The sequence below is a fragment of the Luteimicrobium sp. DT211 genome, assembly GCF_049844995.1.
Taxonomy (GTDB): Bacteria; Actinomycetota; Actinomycetes; order Actinomycetales; family Cellulomonadaceae; genus Luteimicrobium.
Map to the genome: position 1 here is coordinate 1 of NZ_JBNCMC010000014.1, position 18,254 is coordinate 18,254.

Consider the following 18,254-nt stretch of genomic DNA (forward strand, 5'->3'; position numbering starts at 1 on the left):
CGCACTTCCATCCTGCCGCCAGGACCTACCCCTTCCTCACGCCCGGCCCCGTGTCACCAACGTCATGAACCACAACACCTAGGCCGCCCTCCCGCTCGGGTAGTCTCGACCGCGATGTCTACCCTCCCCACGCAGCCCGCCGCCGCTGCGACCACGCGCAAGCCCCGGGTCATGGTCCTCTTCGGGGGCCGTTCCGGCGAGCACGCCATCTCCTGCGCGACGGCGGCCGGCGTGCTGCGCGCGATCGACCGCGACCGGTACGACGTCGTCCCCGTGGGGATCACGCGTGAGGGCCGGTGGGTGGTCGCGGCCGACGAGCCCGAGCGCTGGGAGATCACGGCCGGGCGGCTGCCCGAGGTCGTCGCGAGCGACGGCGAGGTCCTCGTGCCGCTGTCCGTGGGGGACCGGCGCCTGCGCGTGCTCGACGCGCTCGAGCCGCCGCGCGAGCTGGGCGAGGTGGACGTCGTCTTCCCGCTGCTGCACGGACCGTTCGGCGAGGACGGCACCCTTCAGGGCCTGTTCGAGCTCGCCGACCTGCACTACGTGGGCGCGGGCGTCCTGGCGTCGGCCGTGGGCATGGACAAGCACTACATGAAGCTCGTGCTGGCCGGGCAGGGGATCCCTGTCGCGCCGTACACGGTGGTCCGGCCGGGGGAGTGGGAGCGCGATCCCGAGGGCGTGCGCGCCCGCGTCGAGCCGCTGGGGCTGCCCCTGTTCGTCAAGCCTGCACGGGCCGGGTCGAGCCTCGGGATCTCGCGCGTCGACGACCTCGACGACCTCGCCGCGGCCCTCGCCGAGGCGGGGCGGCACGACCCGAAGGTGCTGGTGGAGTCCGGCGTCGACGGGCGCGAGATCGAGTGCGCGGTGCTCGGTGGCCGCGTCGGGGAGCGCCCGCGCGCCTCGCTGCCCGGAGAGATCGCTGTGACGGGCGACGCCCACACGTTCTACGACTTCGAGGCCAAGTACCTCGACGAGGCCCACGTCGCGCTGACCTGCCCCGCCGACCTGCCGGACGACGTCGTCGAGCGCGTGCGCGACCTCGCGGTGCGCACGTTCGAGGCGATCGGGGCCGAGGGTCTCTCGCGCGTCGACGTGTTCGTCACGTCCGACGGCGGCGTCGTCGTCAACGAGATCAACACGATGCCGGGCTTCACGCCCCTGTCGATGTACCCGCGCATGTGGGCCGCCTCGGGCGTGGACTACCCGGAGCTCGTCGACGAGCTCGTCCAGCTCGCGCTCGAGCGCCCTACCGGCCTGCGCTGACGCGCCGGCGTCAGCTGGTGCAGCGCTTCGTGGCCCTGACGTCGAGGACCGCGGGCGCGACGTCGACCAGCGCGACGGTCGGCTGGCCCTCGCCGAGCGACTGCGGCACCTGCACCTCGATCGCCGGGTCCCGTCCATAGGTCACGAACGTCCAGCCGCTCGAGGACTCGGTCGCGACCCAGTCCACGCTGCTGCCGTCGGGGTTCTCGATGGACTGGCACTGGTCCGACGGGCCCGGCTGCTCGACGCCGCAGCGCAGCGTGATCGCGCTGCCCGCGCCGCCCCAGGCGGACGTCGCCTGGCTCGAGGTGGTCCGCTGGTCCTGCCCCGCGACCTGGTCGGGGAGGTCGAGGACGACGTCCGCGCACGCGGGGTCGGTCGCGTTCGCCGCGGCGGGGACGGAGATGACGGGCGAGCACGCGGAGACGGCGGCCCCGACGACGCCGGCCGCGAGGACCGAGAGCGTGAGGACGGCGCGACGACGGCGGGGCGCCGAGGAACGGGGCCGGGACGAGCGGGGCACGGTGCCACGGTAGCGAGCCGACCTGAGAACGTCGGGTCCGTCTAGGGTTGCCCCCGTGCCTGAGACCTCCGTGCCCGCAACCCCTCCGCCCGCCGGCGACGGCCCCCTCGTGCGGGACGTGTCCGAGGACGAGCTTCTCGCGGCGATCTTCCCTCTGCTGCCCGCGGGCAGCGCGACGCTCGTCGGTCCCGGCGACGACGGCGCGGTCGTCGCGGCCCCCGACGGCCGGTTCGTCGTGTCCACGGACGTCCTCGTCGAGGACCGCCACTTCCGGCGGGCCTGGTCGACCGGCCACGACGTCGGGCGCCGGGCCGCCGCCCAGAACCTTGCCGACGTCGCAGGGATGGGCGCGCGTCCCACGTCGCTCGTCGTGTCGCTCGTCGTCCCCGGTGACCTCCCGGTCGCCTGGGTGACGGGCCTGGCGCAGGGGTTGGCCGACGCGTGCGCGCCGGTGGGCGCGGCTGTCGTGGGCGGAGACCTCTCGGGCGGCGACGCGGTCGTCGTCGCCGTGACCGTCCACGGTGACCTCGACGGCCGGGCGCCCGTGCTGCGCTCGGGCGCCCGCCCGGGCAACGTCGTCGCGCACGCGGGGGTGCTCGGGCGGTCGGCCGCGGGGCTGGCGCTGCTGGCGGCGGGGCACGACGCGGCGTCCGGCCCGCTCGCCGCGCTCGTGGACGGCTACCGCGCGCCGGAGCCCCCGCTCGAAGCCGGGCCCGCCGCCGCGCTCGCGGGCGCGACGGCCATGCTCGACGTGTCGGACGGTCTGCTCCGCGACGCCGGGCGCCTCGCTCGCGCGAGCGGCGTCGTCGTCGACCTGGACCCGGCTGCCCTGGCCGGCGACGGCGCGCTCGCCGAGGCTGCCTCGCTCGTCGCGCACGAGGGCGACGGGTCCGCCCTGGTCCGCGCGTGGGTGCTGGGCGGGGGAGAGGACCACGGCCTGCTCGCGACCTTCCCGGCGGCCGCGGTGCTGCCGCCGGGGTTCCGTCGCGTCGGGACCGTGCGAGCGTCCGGCGGCCCCGTGGTCCCCGGCGTCCTGGTGGCGGGCGCGGAGCCCGACGTCCCCGCCGGCTGGGACCACTTCTCGCGCGAGGTGTGAACCGCGTCAGCCGCGGCGGAACCGCACCTCGGTGAGGTCAGCCCCGCCGATGTCCTCCCGGCGCTCGACGCCGTCCGGCTGGAAGCCGTGCCGCCGGTAGAAGTGGTGGGCGCGGGGGTTGTCCGCGAGCACCCACAAGGACACCGGGACGCCGGGCGTCACCTCGGCCAGGAGCGTGCGCATGAGGTCGCGCGCGACGCCGCGCCCCCAGGCCTCCGGGTCCAGGTAGATGGCGTAGAGCTCGAGGTCGCCGTGCTCGGCGTCCTCGTCCCGTGCCGGGCCGAGCGTCGCGAAGCCGAGCGTGCGCCCCTGCGACGCGGCGATCCAGGTCTGCACCTCGGCCTCGGTCAAGGACCTGCGCCACGCCTCGGCACGGGCCGCGATGTCGAGCGAGGCGAGGTAGGCGTCGGGCACGATGCCCGCGTAGGCGCCGCGCCAGGAGGCGACGTGGACGGTCGCGATCGCGTCGGCGTCGTCCGCCGTCGCGCGTCGGATGGTAACGGTGTCAGGTTCCATGGCACCCAGGTCCACGAAAGGCCCCCTCGTGTGTCGCGTCGTCGTGGCTGCTTCCAGGGTGCCACCCGGGCCGGTGCAGGTCGACCCCGGGTCCACCCGGAAAAGACCCCGAGACGCGACGACGCCCGCCGGTCCGAGGACCGACGGGCGTCGTAGGGCTGGGCTCGAGCCACCCCGGCTCAGGCCGGGCGGGTGACCTTGCCGGCCTTGAGGCACGAGGTGCACACGTTCACGCGCTTGGGGGTGCCCCCCACGATGGCGCGGACGCGCTGGATGTTCGGGTTCCAGCGGCGCTTGGTACGCACGTGCGAGTGCGAGATGCTGTGCCCGAAGCCCGGGCCCTTGCCGCAGACGTCGCAGTTGGCAGCCACGGTTTGCTCCTGATCGTCGTGCACGCCCGAGCCACGGCCAGGCGATGAGTGGTCATCTGAGTGGTCACGGTCCGCACCCGCGCTGGACTGGGCCCGAAGGGGCGTCCACGCGTGCGGCCGATGCCGATGCTTGCCCGGCGTCACCAGGCAACCTCGATATGGTAGCCGACGAACGGCGTCCGCCCCAAACGGTGGTGCGTCGCCGTCCGAGCTGAGGAGGCCCCGCCCTGTGACCGACGGTACCGGCGCGCTGCCCGTGCGCGCGTGGGCGCGGCTCGCCGTCGGCGCCGCCGAGGCCGCCGTCGACCCCCTCGACCGTGCCAACGTGTTCCCCGTGCCCGACGCCGACACCGGCACCAACCTCCTGCTCACCCTGCGCGAGGGTGCCGCCGCGGTGGCGCGGGCCGAGCCGGGCGCGGACCTCGCGGCGAGGTTCGCGCGCGGCTGCGTGCTCGGCGCGCGGGGGAACTCCGGCGTGATCGTCTCCGCGTGGGTGCGCGCGCTCGTCGAGGGGTGGCCCACCGGCCCGGCGCGTGCCCTCGCAGCAGCGGCGGCGGCTGCTCGCACTGCGGTCGCCGACCCCGTGGACGGCACGGCGCTGACCGTCGCCGACGAGGCCGCGCGGGCCGCCGGGGCGGCCGCCACGGACGCGCCGGTCGCCGTCCTCGTGGCGGCCTGCGACGGGGCCCGGGCGGCCGTCCTCCGCAGCCCGAGCGAGCTCGGTTCGCGCGGCCGCGGTCGGCTCGACGCCGGCGCGCAGGGCCTGCGGCTCGTGCTCGGCGCTCTGGCGGCCGCCTGCGGAGCGGCCGACCCCGAGCTTCTGCGGGTCGTGCCGGCGGACGCCCCGGGCGTGTCGGTGGCCGGCGGCACGCTGGGTCTCGAGCGGCGCACCGGCGCCGTCGAAGCCGTGGAGGAGGTCCCGGACGTGCCGGCTGCTGAGGGTGACGACGAGCTCGAGGTCATGTTCACGCTCGACGTGCCGGAGGCCCAGGAACCCGAGGAGCCGGCCGGCGAGGACCGCGGCGACGTCGCGGACGCGATGCGCGCCGCGCTCGCCGCCGCCGGGACGTCGGTCGCCGTGGTCGGCGGGGACGGGACCTGGCGGGGGCACGTCCACACCGCCGAGCCCGGCATGGCGCTCGACGCAGCGGTCCAGGTCGCGAAGGACGCGGGCGGGAGGCTGCGCGACGTCCAGGTCCAGGACCTCGGGCGGCCCCGCCCCGGCGGGCTCGGCGTCGTGGCGGTGACGTCCGCACCGGGCCTGGTCGTCGAGCTCGCGCGGGCCGGCGCGGTCGTGCTCGCCCACGGGCGGCGGCGCACGCCCCCCAGCCCGGCCGCCCTGCGGCGGGCGCTCGAGGAGACCCGGGCCCGCGTGGTCCTGCTCGTCGCGCCGCCCGGCACGCCGGTGCCCGACGACGAGGAGGCCGTCTCGGGGGCGCTCGGGCCCGTCGTGGTGCGGGTCGAGACGCCGACCGACGCGCACACGGTGTCCGCGCTGGCGGCGCTGGCGACCCTCCCGCACGCGCCGGATCCGGACGTCGCGGCGCTCCGGGCGGCGGCGTCGCGCACGCGCGAGACCGTGGCCGGCGTGCGCGGCGCCGTCCTGCCGACGGAGTGGGGGAGCGCGGTCGGCGTCGTGGAGGCCCTCGTGGCGGCCGCGTCGCCTGCGGGGAGCGCCGGGAAGGCCGCGACGGGGGTCGTCGTGCTCGTCCACGGCGTGCGCGCCGACGACGAGCTCCTCGCCCGGGTAGCCGAGCACGTGTCGGCACGGGACCCGCACGCCGAGGTGCTGGTGCTGCCGTCGGGCCGGGACGACGCCGTCGTGCACGTGGGGGTCGAGCCCCCGGCGCCGCCCGGGCCGGGCCTCGCGGGCTCCTCGGGCGGCGCGGCCCGCGAGGGCGCGGCGTGACGGCCCCCGCCGCGGGCGTGGGCACCGAGGCCCTCGCGCGGGCGCTGACGAAGGCGCTCGGCCCGCGATCGGCGAACGCGCTCGCCAAGCTCGGGCTCGAGACGGTCGGCGACCTGGTCGACCACGTGCCCCGCCGCTACGACCAGCCCGGCAGGCTCACGGACCTGCGCTCGCTGCAGGTCGGGGAGCACGTGACGGTGCTCGCGCGCGTGGACTCGGCCACGGTCACCACCATGCGGTCACGCCACGGCGCGATGCTGAACGCCGTGGTCACCGACGGCGCCGGGCAGCTCGACCTCACCTTCTTCGCCAAGGGCAAGGGGGGCCTGCGGCACCACGAGCACCAGCTCGCCGCCGGACGCACGGGCCTGTTCACCGGGACGGTCGGCGTCTACCGCGGACGCCGCCAGCTCACCCACCCCCAGTACCAGGTCTTCGGGGCGGGAACCGGCGTCGACGAGGCGGAGGCCGCGCTCGAGGACGCCAGCAAGCCGATCCCGATCTATCCCGCCGGGGCGTCGATCGCGTCGTGGCAGATCCACAAGGCCGTCCGCACGGTCCTCGAGCCGCTGCGCGAGGCCGACGTGCCGGACCCGTTGCCCGAGGAGCTGTGCGCGCGCCGCGGGCTCCGGACCCGGCTCGAGGCGCTGCGGGACGTCCACGTCCCGGCGGTCGACGCCGACTGGCGCCGCGGCCGTGAGCGGCTCCGGTTCGAGGAGGCCTTCGTCCTGCAGGCGGCGCTCGCGCAGCGGCGCGCCGCGGTGGCGCGCGAGCCCGCGACCGCCCGCCCCCTGCCGCCGCCGGGATCGCCGAGCCTGCTCGCGGACTTCGACGCCGCGCTCCCGTTCGAGCTCACGGGCGGCCAGCGCGACGTCGGCGAGCAGCTCGCGCGTGACCTCGCCGCCGACCGACCCATGCAGCGGCTGCTGCAGGGCGAGGTCGGCTCGGGCAAGACCGTCGTCGCGCTGCGCGCGATGCTGCAGGTCGTCGACGCCGGCGGGCAGGCCGCGCTGCTCGCGCCCACCGAGGTCCTCGCGGCCCAGCACGCCCGGTCGCTGCGTGCACTCCTCGGCCCGCTGGCGGAGGGCGGGCTCCTCGGTGGGGCGGACCACGGCACGCGGGTGGCCCTGCTCACCGGCTCGCTCGGGGCTGCCGCGCGCAAGCAGGCGCTGCTCGACGCCGCGAGCGGGGCGGCCGGGATCGTCGTCGGGACGCACGCGCTGCTCGGCGAGCAGGTGCAGTTCGCCGACCTCGGGCTCGTGGTCGTCGACGAGCAGCACCGGTTCGGCGTCGAGCAGCGCGACGCCCTGCGCGCGAAGGGAGACCGGCAGGCGCACGTCCTCGTCATGACGGCGACGCCGATCCCGCGCACGGTCGCCATGACGGTCTTCGGCGACCTGGAGACCGCGATGCTCACCGAGGTACCGGCGGGCCGTCCGGGCATCGTGACGCACGTCGTGCCGGCGTCGAAGCCGGCGTGGGTCGCGCGGACCTGGCAGCGGGTGCGCGAGGAGGTCGACGCCGGCCACCGCGCGTACGTCGTGGCGCCCCGGATCCATCCGGACCCCGAGGGCCGGCAGGCGGGCGGCGTCGCGGAGACCGACGACGTGCTCGAGTTTCTCGACGAGGCCGGCGACGGGGTCGAGCGGGCGCCGCTGCGCGCCGTCCTCGAGGTCGTCGAGGAGCTGGGGCGCACCCCGGCGCTCGCGGGTGTCGACGTCGGCGTGCTGCACGGGCAGCTGCCGCCGGCCGAGAAGGACCGCGCGATGGCGGACTTCGCGTCCGGGCGCACTCCCGTGCTCGTGTCCACGACGGTCGTCGAGGTGGGCGTCGATGTCGCCGAGGCGACCGTGATGGTCGTGCTCGACGCCGACAGGTTCGGGATCTCCCAGCTCCACCAGCTGCGCGGCCGCGTCGGGCGTGGGACCGCACCCGGCCTCTGCCTCCTGGTCTCGGACGCCGAGCCGGGCACCCCGGCGCACGAGCGGCTCGACGCGCTCGCCTCGACGTCGGACGGGTTCGAGCTCGCGCGCCGCGACCTCGAGCTCCGCCGCGAGGGCGACGTGCTCGGCGCGGCCCAGTCGGGGCGGGCGTCGTCGCTGCGCCTCCTGCGGGTCCTGACCGACGCCGGTCTCATCGCCGACGCGCGCACCGAGGCGACGGCCGTCGTCGAGCAGGACCCGGACCTGGCCGAGCACCCGTCGCTCGCCGCGGCGATCGCCGACCGGCTCGACCCGGAGCGCGAGGAATTCCTCGAGCGGGCATGAGCGGGCGGGCGCTGGATAGGCTCGGGGCGTGACGAGGATCGTGGCCGGGACTGCAGGGGGACGCGTGCTCGAGGTGCCGGTGCGCGGCACCCGGCCGACGAGCGACCGGGTCCGGGAGGCCGTGTTCTCGCGGCTCGAGCACCAGGGGTCGGTCGACGGCGCCCATGTGCTCGACCTCTACGCCGGCTCCGGCGCGCTCGCGCTCGAGGCGATGAGCCGGGGCGCGGACGACGCGACGCTCGTCGACGCGGCGCGCGCCGCCGTCGAGGTCTGCCGTCGCAACGTGCGCGCGCTCGGCCTGACGCGCGTGCGCGTCGCGCAGCAGCCCGCCGAGCGGTTCGTGCGGGAGGTGCCCAGCCGCCCGTGGGACCTCGTGTTCCTCGACCCGCCGTACGACGTCGCGGCGTCCGAGCTCGTCCAGGTGCTCGGGCATCTCGCCCAACCCGGGGCGCTCGCGCCCGAGGCGGTGGTCGTCGTGGAGCGGCGCGCACGGGACGCGGAGCCGTCCTGGCCCGGCGGTCTCGGGCTCGTCGCGCGCAAGGACTACGGGGAGACGGCGGTGTACTACCTCGAGCCGTTCGCGGGCGCGGACGAGGGCGACGACGGGGTCCCGGGCGCGGACGCCTCCGCGGCGGGGAGCGTGCCCACCGGGAGCTGATCGACCGCGTCGAGCCCGACGAGCGCGACCTCGGCCCCGGACGCGGCGTCGAGCAGGCGGCGCGTGGCGGCGTCGTCGGCGAGGGCGCCCTCGCACGCGACGAGCCAGTCCTTGAGGAAGGCGCGCAGCGGTGCGGCCGGCAGGGCGCTGCGGTCGTCGGCGCGGAGCACGACGAGCATGAGCGCCGGCACGCGCGGCGCCCCGGGCCCGACCCCGGGCTGGAAGTAGGGCAGCGCGAGCGCCTTGCCGCCGTGCCTGGCGTAGAACCGGACGCGGGCGGTCGGGTCGCCGTGGGCCTCGCTCGCCGCGTGGTGGTCCGGGTGCTCGACCTCCGCGACGACCGCGAGCGGGTCGTGCGAGGCGGACCACGTGTCGAGCGCCGCGGAGAGCAGCGCACCGCCGACTCCGCCGCCCCGGTGCCCGGGCGCGATCGCGAGGTACAGCACCAGGAGGACGCGCTCGTCGGGGAACCACGCACCGACGACGCCCGAGACCAGCCGCGGCTCGCCGCCCGACTCCTCGAGCGTCCCGAGCGCCTCGAGCGACCCGAGCTCGACGTCGCGCCAGAGCTCCTCCGCGTCGACGAGCTCGGCGGGCGGGAACGACGGCGCGAGGACGTCACGGTGCAGCGCGAGCACCTCGGCCCTGGTGGTGAGCCGGCGGGGGGCGGTCATGGTTCGACCCTACGGTGACGGGTTCCCGCGGGCCGGTCGGGCGGTCCGTCCGGTCCGGCCGTCCGCGGAGTGGCACCGCCGCGGGCGGTGTCCGGTGGACTAACGTGACGCCGTGACCATCGCCGTCTGCCCCGGCTCGTTCGACCCGATGACGCTCGGGCACCTGGACGTCGTGCGCCGTGCGCGCTCGATGTTCGACGAGGTCGTGGTCGGAGTGGCGCGGAACGCCGGCAAGTCGGCCCTCCTGACCGTGGACGAGCGGCTCCAGGTGGCCCGCGCCGCGGTCGAGCACGCGGGGCTCGACGGCGTCGGCGTCGCGCGTGTCCCCGGACTCGTGGTGGAGTTCTGCCGCGAGATCGGGGCGCGCGCCGTCGTCAAGGGGCTGCGGGGCGGCGCCGACTTCGACGCCGAGGTCCCCATGGCCCTGATGAACCGGCACCTCGCGGGCGTCGAGACGGTGTTCGTGATCGGTGACCCGGCCCTCGCGCACGTGGCGTCCTCCCTCGTGAAGGACGTGGCGCGGCACGGGGGCGACGTCGACGACCTGGTGCCGCCGGGCGTCGGCGACGTCGTGCGCGCCGCGCTGGCGCGGACGGCCTGAGGTCAGCATTGCCCAGCAAGGAGGAGGAGCCGTGAGCAGCAGCGGAGGGCACGGAGGAGACGTGCGCGACCAGCGTGACGGGGGCGCCGTGGCACCGCCTGCGCAGGGGGCCGACCCGGTCGCGACCCTGACGGCGATCGTCGCGGACCTCTCCGAGCTGGTGGCGGGGGCCCGCACCGGCCCCTTGGGGGGCGGCACGCTCAAGGTGCCGCGGGACCAGCTCGTGGCGCTCGTCGACGAGCTGCGGGAGGCGGTGCCGCACCAGCTCGACGAGGCCGACCGCGTCCTCGAGGACGCGGACCGGGTGCTCGGCGAGGCGCAGGCCCAGGCCGAGGACGTCCTGTCGACCGCCCGCGCCCGCGCGATCGAGCTCGTCCAGCGCGAGCAGGTCGTCGCCCAGGCGCAGGCACGCGCCGCGCAGGTCGTCGCGGCCGCCGAGGCGGACGCGGTCCGGATCCGTCAGGACGCCGACGACTACTGCGACCGCAGGCTCTCGATGCTCGAGGACGTGCTGGAGCAGGCCGGCGCGCAGGTGCGGGCGGGCCGCGAGCGCCTCGTCGAGCGCGCGCTCGAACGGTCGGCGGAACGCGCGGACTGAGGGCCGCGCGTTTGGGCAGGCCCGGACCGATGCCGTACAGTTGACGGTTGGTCCTGCTGGTCATGTGATCCCCGGTCGTCGGGGGTCTCCGCGGACCGAGATCACCTCCTCGCCGTGGGTGCCGCGCGGGTCCGTCAGGGCCCGCCCGTCCTCCTCACGCGCAAGGACCCGGAGAGAAGCCATGGAGCGTCACATCACCCTCGACCCGCGATCGCCGTTCGTGCTCGACACCCACGAGCTCAGCCGACGTCCCGGGTCCCAGCGTGAGATCGACCGCACCGTAGCCGCACCGGAGGGTCTCGGCACCGTCGTGACCGGCATCCCCGCCGGCGACGACATCGAGCTGCACGCGCGTCTCGAGGCCGTCATGGAGGGGGTCCTGGTCACCGCGGAGATCCGTGGCCGGGCGGTCGGGGAGTGCGTGCGCTGCCTGGACGAGACCGTCGACGACGTCGACGCCACGTTCCAGGAGCTCTACGTCTACTCGGAGCGCGCCCGTGCCGCGGAGGAGTCCGGGGACGACGAGGAGGACGTGCGCGAGCTCGAGGGCGACCTCATCGACATCGAGCCCGCGCTTCGGGATGCGGTGGTCACTGCACTACCATTCCAACCGTTGTGCCAGCCGGACTGCCCGGGTCTGTGCTCCGAGTGCGGGGCGCACCTGGCGGACGACCCTGGCCACCACCATGACGTGGTCGACCCCCGGTGGTCGGCACTGAAGAGCATGCTCGGCACGCCCGTGCCGGACGAGACGAAAGAGAGCTAGCCGTGGCTGTTCCGAAGCGCAAGATGTCGCGCAGCAACACCCGTGCGCGCCGTTCGCAGTGGAAGACGACCGCCGCGAACCTCACGACGTGCCCGCAGTGCAAGGGCCAGAAGCTGTCGCACACGGCCTGCCCGACGTGCGGTACGTACAAGGGTCGCCAGTACACGGCGGCGCTGCGCACCGAGCACGCCTGAGCGACCCGTGCCCGCTCAGCGCGAGCGTCCTGACACGCAGGCCGGCGCCGGCGGAGCCGATGTACTTCTCGAGAAGCTCGGGGTCCGTGTGGACCCCGAGCTTCTCGTGCTGGCGCTGACGCACCGCTCGTTCGCGCACGAGGCCGGTGGCATCCCCACCAACGAGCGCCTCGAGTTCCTCGGCGACTCGGTGCTCGGCTTCGTCGTCACGGACGCCCTGTACCGCGACCACGCCGACCTCCCGGAGGGCGAGCTCGCCAAGATGCGCGCGGCCACCGTGTCGCAGCGCTCGCTCGCCGCGATCGCCCGCGAGCTCGACCTGGGCCGGTTCATCCTGCTCGGCAAGGGCGAGCTGGGCACCCGCGGGTACGACAAGGACTCGATCCTCTCGGACACCGTCGAGGCGATCATCGGTGCGGTCTTCCTCAGCGGCGGGATCGACGCGGCCCGCACGTTCGTTCACCGGCTTGTCGACGCGACCCTCGAGGTCGCCGCCGACCTGGGCGCCGGCCTCGACTGGAAGACGTCCCTCCAGGAGCTCGCAGGCGAGCTCGGCCTGGGCGCGCCCGAGTACCGCTGGGAGGCGGAGGGGCCCGCGCACGCGCGCGTCTTCACGTCCCACGTGGCGCTCGACGGCGAGGTGCTGGGCACCGGCACCGGGTCCGCGAAGAAGCACGCGGAGCAGGAGGCGGCGGAGCACGCGTACGCCGCGCTGCGCACCCGCGCCGACGACGCCGCGCGGGCCTCGGACGCGTCCGCCGGCGGACGCGGCTGACCGTTGCCCGAGCTGCCCGAGGTCGAGACCGTCCGGGACGGCCTCGCACGGCACGTGCTGGGCGCGCGCGTCGCCTCGGTCGAGGTGCTCCGCGACTACTCGGTGCGCCACCAGGACGGTGGCGCGCCGGCGTTCGTCGCCGCGCTCACGGGTGCACGGCTCGAGGCGGCGGCGCGCCGCGGCAAGTTCCTCTGGCTCGAGCTCTCCGGCGACGGTGACGGCGACGCCGCCCCCGCCCGGGCGCTCGTCGCCCACCTCGGGATGAGCGGCCAGCTGCTGGTCCGCGCAGGGAAGTCGGGCACCGGCGGTTCCGACGACGGCGCCGCGGGCTGGGAGGAACACCGTCACCTGCGCGTCCGTCTGGCGCTCGAGCAGCCCGACGGCTCGGAGGCGGCTCTCGACTTCGTGGACATGCGGACCTTCGGGCACCTCGTCGTCGCCCCGCTGGTCCCGACGCCGGACGGCGCTCCCGGTGGTCTCGGCACCGACCGGGCGCTCGTCCCCGAGCCGGCCGCGCACATCGCGCGCGACCTCCTCGACCCCGCGCTCGACGAGACCGCGCTGGTCGACGCGCTGCGGCGTCGTCGGACGGGCGTGAAGCGCGCCCTGCTCGACCAGACGCTCGTCTCGGGGGTGGGGAACATCTACGCCGACGAGGCGCTGTGGCGCGCGCGGCTGCACTACGCCCGGCCCACGGACACCCTCCGCCGCGCTGAGGCCGCGCGGCTCCTCGAGGCCGCCGAGGAGGTCATGCGCGAGGCGCTCACGCAGGGCGGCACGAGCTTCGACGCGCTGTACGTCAACGTGAACGGCGCGTCCGGCTACTTCTCGCGGTCGCTCGCCGTCTACGGGCAGGAGGGGCGGCCGTGCCCGCGCTGCGGGACGGCGATCCGCCGGGACGCGTTCATGAACCGCTCGTCGTTCACGTGCCCGCGCTGCCAGCCTCGCCCCCGCAACGGTCGGTGGTGAGCGTCCGGCTCACAGCCGGAGCAGCGCCAGCAGCGGCTTGATCAGGACGAGCTCGCCGAAGCGGTAGTCGCCCGCGCGACGCAGCCGCGCCCACGTCGCGGGGTCCTGGCGTCGCAGGTAGCGGCGCGCCTTGCGGGCGTGGAAGGTGTCGGAGGCGATCACGACCTCGTCGAACCCCCGGACCAGCGGCAGCGTGCGCGCCACGTTCTCCCACGTCGTGCGCGCCTCCTCCTCGAGCACGACGTCCGAGCGCGACACGCCGAACCGCTCGACGGCGAGCTCCGCCATCACCGCGGCCTCGGAGGGCTCGTCGGCCGGCCGGTGCGGGCTGCGGCCGGTGAGGACGAGGACGCTGCGGCCGGCCTCGGGCTCGCGCGAGCGGACGGCGACGCGGACCCGGTAGTGCTGGACGAGGCCCGGCCGGCCGTCGCGTCGGCCCGGGAAGCCCAGCACGACGACCGCCTGCGTCCGGCCCGGCACGGGCGCGTCGCGCGGCGCCACGGGCAGGTCGGAGCGCGAGGCGCGCCACGCTGCGACCTCGCCCCAGGCCAGCACGAGGGCGGCCCCGCACAGCGCGCCACGCGGCGACCCGACCGACATCGCCCGCGCCCCCTCAGCGCGCCACGAGGTTGCGCAGGGGCGTTCCCGTGCGGAGCGCCTCGAGGTTCGCCTCGATCAGCTCCTCGGCGTGCTGCGGCCGGCCGCCCGCGGCGTGCGGCGTGAGGATCAGGTTCGGCACGCCCCACCACGGCGAGTCCTCGGGCAGCGGCTCGGTCACGACCACGTCGAGCGCCGCGCCGGCGATGGTCCCCTCGCGCAGCGCGGCCTGCAGCGCCGGCTCGTCGACGGTCGCGCCGCGCCCGACGTTCACGAACCACGCGTGCGCGGGCAGCCCGCGCAGCAGGTCGGCGCCGAGCGCGCCCTGCGTCGTCGGGAGCGACGGAAGCAGCGAGACGAGGACGTCCGCCGTCGGGAGCAGGTCCGGGAGCTCGGCGTCGGTCACGACGGGGAAGCCCGCCCGCTCGCCCGCCGACGACGCGACGCCCGTCACGCGCGCCCCGAGCGCCGAGAGCAGCGGCGCGAGGCGCTGCGCGATGGAGCCGAAGCCCCAGATCACCACGTGGGCGCCGTCGAGGGACCGGAACACCGTGTCGGTCCGGTCCGACTGGACGCCGCCCAGCTCGTCGGCCCAGCGGTGCGCGCGCTGGGCGTCGCGGGCCAGGTCGAGGCGGCGTGCCGCCGCGAGGACGAGGGCGAGCGTGTGCTCGGTGACGGGTCCGTCGTGGAGCCCGCGGCCCGAGGCGAGCGCCACCTCCGGCCGGAAGCCCGTCGCGACGAGCGTGTCCGGGCCCGCCATGAGGCCTTGCACCAGCCGAAGGCGGGTGAGGCGCGACGCCGCATCCGCGAGGTTGCGGCGCCCGTTGCCCCACGCCACGAGCACGTCCGCGTCCTCGGATCCGGCCGGGAAGGCGGCGCGCACGGCGTACGGCACGACGACGTCGTCGGCGGTCGTGCGGAGGTCGAGGGGGATGGTGTCGGGCACGAGGATCTTCACCCGTCCGACCCTAGCCGGGTGCCGGCTCGGCGCGCCGACCTGCGACGACGGCGCTAGCGTCGGGCTGGGACGGGCGCGCGGCGCCGGTCCGGAACCGGGGGCTCTCGCAGGAGGTTCTGATGTCCGACGCCGTCGCCGGGGGAACGGAGCCCGCCGCCGCTCCCGCCGCGAGAGGCCGGGCCGCGGTCGTGCCGCGCTCGGCCCGCACCTACATCACGTGGGTCACGCTCGCGTTCATGATCACGTCGTCGGTCGCGAGCCTGCGGGCCGCGCCGACGATGGCTGTCTACGGGCTCGCCGCGGTGTTCCTGTACGTCGTTCCGGCGATCCTCTTCCTGCTGCCGACGTCGCTCGTCTCGGCCGAGCTCGCGTCCGGGTGGTCCGGGGGCGTCTACCGGTGGGTGGCCGAGGGGCTGACGAAGCCGCTCGGGTTCCTCGCCGTGTGGTGCCAGTTCGCGATGACGATCTTCTACTACCCGAGCCTGCTCGGGTACGTCGCGAGCACGTTCGCCTACGTGATCAACCCCGAGCTCGCGAACAACGGCCTGTACGTCGCGATCGTGATCATCGTCGTCTACTGGGCGGGCGTCTACATCTCGTCGCAGGGCACCAAGACGGTCGCCGGCCTGTCGAGCTTCGGGCTGATCATCGGGACCCTCGTCCCGGCGGCGATCCTCGTCGTCCTCGGCATCGTGTTCCTGGGGCAGGGGCACACGTCCGCGGCGCCCATGAACGCGAGCCACCTGCTCCCGCAGTGGACCGGCATCGCGTCGCTCGTGCTCATCGTCAACAACTTCCTGTCGTACGCCGGCATGGAGATGAACGCCGTGCACGTCACGAGCCTGCGGAGGCCGGGGCGCGAGTTCCCGCGCGCGATGTTCCTCGCGATCGGCCTCGTGCTGCTGATCTTCATCCTGCCGGCGCTCGCGATCTCGTGGGTGATCCCCGCGGACCAGCTCAGCCTGACCGCCGGCGTGATGCAGGCGTTCGACGCGTTCTTCGCGAACTTCCACGTCAGCTGGCTGACCCCCGTCATCGGGCTGATGCTCATCGCGGCGTCGATCGGCGGCATGCTCACGTGGCTGGCCGGACCGTCCAAGGGCCTGCTCGAGGTGGGGCGCGAGCAGGGCTACCTGCCGCCCTACCTGCAGCGGCTCAACAAGCACGGGGTGCAGCAGAACATCCTCGTCTCACAGGGCGTGTTCACCACGCTCATCGCGCTGCTCTACGCGTTCATCCCCGACGTGTCCAGCGCCTACTGGATCCTGTCGGTGATCACGACGCAGGTGTACCTGATCATGTACCTCCTGCTGTTCGTCGCCGCCGTCCGGCTGAGACGGATCAAGCCCGACCATCCGCGGGGCTTCCGGGCGCCGTGGCTCACGCTCCTGTGCGGGGTCGGGTTCGTGGCGTCGGTCGCCGCGCTGTTCATCGGGTTCGTCCCCCCGGCCCAGTTCTCGTCCGGCAGCGTCTGGCTGTACGTCCTGATCGTGGGCGGGGGGCTCGTGATCGTCGGGCTGGTCGTGCCGTGGCTGTTCTACACGCTGCGCAAGCCCTCGTGGCGCCGCCCCGACGCGCCGGAGGCGCCCGACGACACCCTCGCCGACGCGGGGGCGGAGTCATGAGCGCGCACCACGAGCCCGGGCCCGCGCACGAGCCGGTCGAGCCCCGCCGCGGCTGGGTGTTCTACACGACCGTCGGCCTGCTGCTCGCGGGCGTGCTGCTCGTCATGCTCGTGGTCTTCGACAACCACCGCGACAACCAGGACGCGCGCCAGGCGGACCAGCTCGCCCAGACGCTGCAGACCGAGCTCAGGAACGCGGGGATGATCGTGCCCGAGCAGCACACGATCGAGCAGGTGCTCGGCTCCGACGGCGGCGCGGTGTGCGCCGACCCCGGCGGTCACCTGCAGTCGCTGCGGGACCTCAACGGGGTGAGCGGCGCCGCCGGCCCGGGCCTGCGCCCCGGCCCCGTGGTGGAGCGGCTCGTCGACGCGGAACGCCTGGTCGTCCAGGTGTACTGTCCCGACGAGCTGGACAGCTTCGACGACTACGTCGGCTCGCTCAACCTCGGCGACTCCACGACCACCACCACCGACCAGGAGTGATCGACCATGCCCGCCCCCGTTCCCGCCCCCGCGCTCGGCGCCCTCCGCGAGGCCGTCTCCGGCCTCATGCCGCGCGCGCTCGACGACCTCGCGGCGCTCGTGGCGATCCCGTCCGTCGCCGACGAGCGCGTCCAGCCGCGCAGCGAGTGCGTGCGGGCCGCGCAGTGGGTCGCGGACGCGTTCCGGGCCGAGGGCGTCGAGGACGCGCGGCTCGAGCGCACGCCCGACGGGTCCGACGTCGTGGTCGGCCACGTGCCCGCGCCGGTCGTGGACGGCCGGGCCGCGCCCACCGTCCTGCTCTACGCGCACTACGACGTGCAGCCCCCGCTCGACGACGACGCCTGGACCAGCCCGCCGTTCGAGCTCACGGAGCGCGACGGTCGCCTCTACGGCCGCGGTGCCGCGGACTGCAAGGGCAACATCGTGGCCCACCTGACGGCGCTGCGTGCGCTGCGCTCCCTCGGCGGCGGGTCGTTCCCGGTCGGCGTGCGGATCGTCGTCGAGGGCTCGGAGGAGCAGGGGACCGGCGGCCTCGACGACTGGGTCCGCGAGCACCCGGGCGAGCTGGCGGCGGACGCGATCCTCATCGGCGACACGGGCAACGCCGCGCTCGGCGTCCCGACGCTCACGGTCGCGCTGCGCGGCGCGTCGAACGTCGTCGTGACGGTCGAGTCGATGGCGAGCGAGGTCCACTCGGGCATGTTCGGCGGTGCGGCGCCGGACGCCCTGGCGGCCCTGGTCGCGATGCTCGCGACGCTGCGCGACGCGGAGGGGAACACGACGATCCGCGGGCTCGACGCCACGCGGACCTGGGACGGCGTGCAGTACCAGCCGGACGCGTTCCGCCGCGACGCAGGCGTGCTCGACGGCGTGGGGCTGCTCGGCAGCGGGAGCGTCGCCGACCAGCTCTGGGCTCGGCCGGCCGTGACGATCCTCGGGATCGACGCGCCCAAGGTCGTCGGGTCGTCGGCCGCGATCCAGCCGCGCGCCGCGGCGCGCCTCAACCTCCGCGTCCCGCCGGGCACCGACACGGCCGCCGCGGTCGCCGCGCTCGAGGACCACCTGCGCGCCGTCGCGCCGTGGGGCGTCCACGTGACGCTCGAGCACGACACCCCCGGTCAGCCGTTCCAGGCCAGCACCACCGGGACCGTGTTCGAGACCCTCAGCCGGGCGCTCGCGGACGCGTTCGACGCCGACGCGACGACGACCGCCGGGCAGGGCGGCTCGATCCCGCTGTGCAACGTCCTCCAGGACGCCTACCCCGACGCGGAGATCGTCCTGCTGGGCGTCGAGGAGCCCGCCTGCCTCATCCACGCGCCGAACGAGAGCGTGGACCCCCGCGAGATCGAGCGGATCGCCGTCGGCGAGGCGCTGTTCCTCGCGCGGCTGGGCGCGACCGGGGCCTGAGCGCC

The 18,254-nt window shown here is 75.5% G+C and carries 20 protein-coding genes; 14 read left to right on the forward strand and 6 right to left on the reverse strand.

Annotated elements, in window-relative coordinates; translation table 11 throughout:
• Positions 1 to 114 precede the first annotated feature (114 nt).
• The gene (locus tag ACLQ14_RS18570) at positions 115 to 1,263 is read left to right on the forward strand and encodes a D-alanine--D-alanine ligase family protein (protein WP_425815785.1); all 1,149 of its coding nucleotides are present in this window, start codon (positions 115 to 117) and stop codon (positions 1,261 to 1,263) included.
• Between the two features lie 10 nt (positions 1,264 to 1,273).
• On the opposite strand, the gene ACLQ14_RS18575 is transcribed toward ACLQ14_RS18570, so the two are convergent.
• Entirely contained in the window at positions 1,274 to 1,786 is a 513-nt protein-coding gene (locus tag ACLQ14_RS18575) for a DUF3515 family protein (RefSeq protein ID WP_425815787.1), read from the reverse strand.
• 55 nt (positions 1,787 to 1,841) lie between these two features.
• On the opposite strand from ACLQ14_RS18575, the gene ACLQ14_RS18580 reads away from it, so the two are divergent.
• Positions 1,842 to 2,882: a thiamine-phosphate kinase gene (locus ACLQ14_RS18580; RefSeq protein ID WP_425815788.1), complete on the forward strand. Its 1,041-nt coding sequence runs from the start codon at positions 1,842 to 1,844 to the stop codon at positions 2,880 to 2,882.
• A gap of 6 nt (positions 2,883 to 2,888) precedes the next feature.
• On the opposite strand, the gene ACLQ14_RS18585 is transcribed toward ACLQ14_RS18580, so the two are convergent.
• Both ACLQ14_RS18585 and rpmB read right to left on the reverse strand, forming a co-directional pair.
• Positions 2,889 to 3,398: a GNAT family N-acetyltransferase gene (locus tag ACLQ14_RS18585; RefSeq protein ID WP_425815790.1), complete on the reverse strand. Its 510-nt coding sequence runs from the start codon at positions 3,396 to 3,398 to the stop codon at positions 2,889 to 2,891.
• A 179-nt stretch (positions 3,399 to 3,577) separates the two neighbouring features.
• On the reverse strand, positions 3,578 to 3,769 hold the full coding sequence (rpmB, locus tag ACLQ14_RS18590; protein ID WP_036949419.1) for a 50S ribosomal protein L28: 192 nt from the start codon (positions 3,767 to 3,769) through the stop codon (positions 3,578 to 3,580).
• Between the two features lie 229 nt (positions 3,770 to 3,998).
• Here rpmB and ACLQ14_RS18595 point away from each other — a divergent pair, with 229 nt between their 5' ends.
• The 3 genes from ACLQ14_RS18595 to rsmD are packed head-to-tail and all read left to right on the forward strand — an operon-like array spanning position 3,999 to position 8,603.
• The gene (locus tag ACLQ14_RS18595) at positions 3,999 to 5,678 is read left to right on the forward strand and encodes a DAK2 domain-containing protein (protein ID WP_425815791.1); all 1,680 of its coding nucleotides are present in this window, start codon (positions 3,999 to 4,001) and stop codon (positions 5,676 to 5,678) included.
• Entirely contained in the window at positions 5,675 to 7,945 is a 2,271-nt protein-coding gene (locus tag ACLQ14_RS18600; protein WP_425815792.1) for an ATP-dependent DNA helicase RecG, read from the forward strand. The genes ACLQ14_RS18595 and ACLQ14_RS18600 overlap by 4 nt, the downstream gene beginning before the upstream one ends.
• A gap of 28 nt (positions 7,946 to 7,973) precedes the next feature.
• Positions 7,974 to 8,603, forward strand: a complete 630-nt coding sequence (rsmD, locus tag ACLQ14_RS18605) for a 16S rRNA (guanine(966)-N(2))-methyltransferase RsmD (RefSeq protein ID WP_425815794.1) — start codon at positions 7,974 to 7,976, stop codon at positions 8,601 to 8,603.
• On the opposite strand, the gene ACLQ14_RS18610 is transcribed toward rsmD, so the two are convergent.
• Complete coding sequence (locus tag ACLQ14_RS18610) at positions 8,510 to 9,277, reverse strand: GNAT family N-acetyltransferase (protein WP_425815796.1); 768 nt, start codon at positions 9,275 to 9,277, stop codon at positions 8,510 to 8,512. The genes rsmD and ACLQ14_RS18610 overlap by 94 nt on opposite strands.
• A gap of 112 nt (positions 9,278 to 9,389) precedes the next feature.
• Here ACLQ14_RS18610 and coaD point away from each other — a divergent pair, with 112 nt between their 5' ends.
• The 6 genes from coaD to mutM all read left to right on the forward strand — a co-directional run bounded on the left by coaD (position 9,390) and on the right by mutM (position 13,180).
• Positions 9,390 to 9,878 carry a pantetheine-phosphate adenylyltransferase gene (coaD, locus tag ACLQ14_RS18615; RefSeq protein ID WP_425815798.1) on the forward strand — a complete coding sequence of 163 codons (489 nt, stop codon included), beginning with the start codon at positions 9,390 to 9,392 and terminating at the stop codon, positions 9,876 to 9,878.
• 31 nt (positions 9,879 to 9,909) lie between these two features.
• Positions 9,910 to 10,476 (forward strand): hypothetical protein, encoded by a 567-nt coding sequence (locus ACLQ14_RS18620; protein WP_425815800.1) that lies wholly within the window; start codon positions 9,910 to 9,912, stop codon positions 10,474 to 10,476.
• A gap of 181 nt (positions 10,477 to 10,657) precedes the next feature.
• Complete coding sequence (locus ACLQ14_RS18625; protein ID WP_425815802.1) at positions 10,658 to 11,242, forward strand: YceD family protein; 585 nt, start codon at positions 10,658 to 10,660, stop codon at positions 11,240 to 11,242.
• A 2-nt stretch (positions 11,243 to 11,244) separates the two neighbouring features.
• Positions 11,245 to 11,436: a 50S ribosomal protein L32 gene (gene rpmF, locus ACLQ14_RS18630; protein WP_036949434.1), complete on the forward strand. Its 192-nt coding sequence runs from the start codon at positions 11,245 to 11,247 to the stop codon at positions 11,434 to 11,436.
• A 7-nt stretch (positions 11,437 to 11,443) separates the two neighbouring features.
• Complete coding sequence (gene rnc, locus ACLQ14_RS18635) at positions 11,444 to 12,211, forward strand: ribonuclease III (protein ID WP_425815804.1); 768 nt, start codon at positions 11,444 to 11,446, stop codon at positions 12,209 to 12,211.
• A 3-nt stretch (positions 12,212 to 12,214) separates the two neighbouring features.
• Positions 12,215 to 13,180 (forward strand): bifunctional DNA-formamidopyrimidine glycosylase/DNA-(apurinic or apyrimidinic site) lyase, encoded by a 966-nt coding sequence (gene mutM, locus ACLQ14_RS18640; RefSeq protein WP_425815806.1) that lies wholly within the window; start codon positions 12,215 to 12,217, stop codon positions 13,178 to 13,180.
• A gap of 9 nt (positions 13,181 to 13,189) precedes the next feature.
• Here the strand turns inward: mutM and ACLQ14_RS18645 are convergent, their stop codons facing one another.
• Together ACLQ14_RS18645 and ACLQ14_RS18650 are read right to left on the reverse strand one after the other, a co-directional pair.
• On the reverse strand, positions 13,190 to 13,780 hold the full coding sequence (locus ACLQ14_RS18645) for a YdcF family protein (RefSeq protein ID WP_425815808.1): 591 nt from the start codon (positions 13,778 to 13,780) through the stop codon (positions 13,190 to 13,192).
• Between the two features lie 13 nt (positions 13,781 to 13,793).
• Positions 13,794 to 14,735 carry a phosphoglycerate dehydrogenase gene (locus tag ACLQ14_RS18650; RefSeq protein ID WP_425815810.1) on the reverse strand — a complete coding sequence of 314 codons (942 nt, stop codon included), beginning with the start codon at positions 14,733 to 14,735 and terminating at the stop codon, positions 13,794 to 13,796.
• Positions 14,736 to 14,854: 119 nt separating this feature from the next.
• Between ACLQ14_RS18650 and ACLQ14_RS18655 the strand changes: the two genes are divergently transcribed.
• Genes ACLQ14_RS18655 through ACLQ14_RS18665 form a run of 3 tightly spaced genes read left to right on the forward strand, consistent with a single transcriptional unit; the run spans position 14,855 to position 18,249 of the window.
• On the forward strand, positions 14,855 to 16,360 hold the full coding sequence (locus ACLQ14_RS18655; RefSeq protein WP_425815812.1) for an APC family permease: 1,506 nt from the start codon (positions 14,855 to 14,857) through the stop codon (positions 16,358 to 16,360).
• Entirely contained in the window at positions 16,357 to 16,842 is a 486-nt protein-coding gene (locus ACLQ14_RS18660; protein WP_425815814.1) for a hypothetical protein, read from the forward strand. The genes ACLQ14_RS18655 and ACLQ14_RS18660 overlap by 4 nt, the downstream gene beginning before the upstream one ends.
• A 6-nt stretch (positions 16,843 to 16,848) precedes the next feature.
• The gene (locus ACLQ14_RS18665; RefSeq protein WP_425815816.1) at positions 16,849 to 18,249 is read left to right on the forward strand and encodes a dipeptidase; all 1,401 of its coding nucleotides are present in this window, start codon (positions 16,849 to 16,851) and stop codon (positions 18,247 to 18,249) included.
• Positions 18,250 to 18,254: the final 5 nt, after the last annotated feature.

Coding starts and splice junctions, on each gene's coding strand:
- ACLQ14_RS18665 (WP_425815816.1), top strand. CDS start 16,849: ATGCCCGCCCCCGTTCCCGCCCCCGCGCTCGGCGCCCTCCGCGAGGCC.
- ACLQ14_RS18660 (WP_425815814.1), top strand. CDS start 16,357: ATGAGCGCGCACCACGAGCCCGGGCCCGCGCACGAGCCGGTCGAGCCC.
- ACLQ14_RS18625 (WP_425815802.1), top strand. CDS start 10,658: ATGGAGCGTCACATCACCCTCGACCCGCGATCGCCGTTCGTGCTCGAC.
- ACLQ14_RS18610 (WP_425815796.1), bottom strand. CDS start 9,277: ATGACCGCCCCCCGCCGGCTCACCACCAGGGCCGAGGTGCTCGCGCTG.
- ACLQ14_RS18645 (WP_425815808.1), bottom strand. CDS start 13,780: ATGTCGGTCGGGTCGCCGCGTGGCGCGCTGTGCGGGGCCGCCCTCGTG.
- ACLQ14_RS18585 (WP_425815790.1), bottom strand. CDS start 3,398: ATGGAACCTGACACCGTTACCATCCGACGCGCGACGGCGGACGACGCC.
- ACLQ14_RS18570 (WP_425815785.1), top strand. CDS start 115: ATGTCTACCCTCCCCACGCAGCCCGCCGCCGCTGCGACCACGCGCAAG.
- ACLQ14_RS18655 (WP_425815812.1), top strand. CDS start 14,855: ATGTCCGACGCCGTCGCCGGGGGAACGGAGCCCGCCGCCGCTCCCGCC.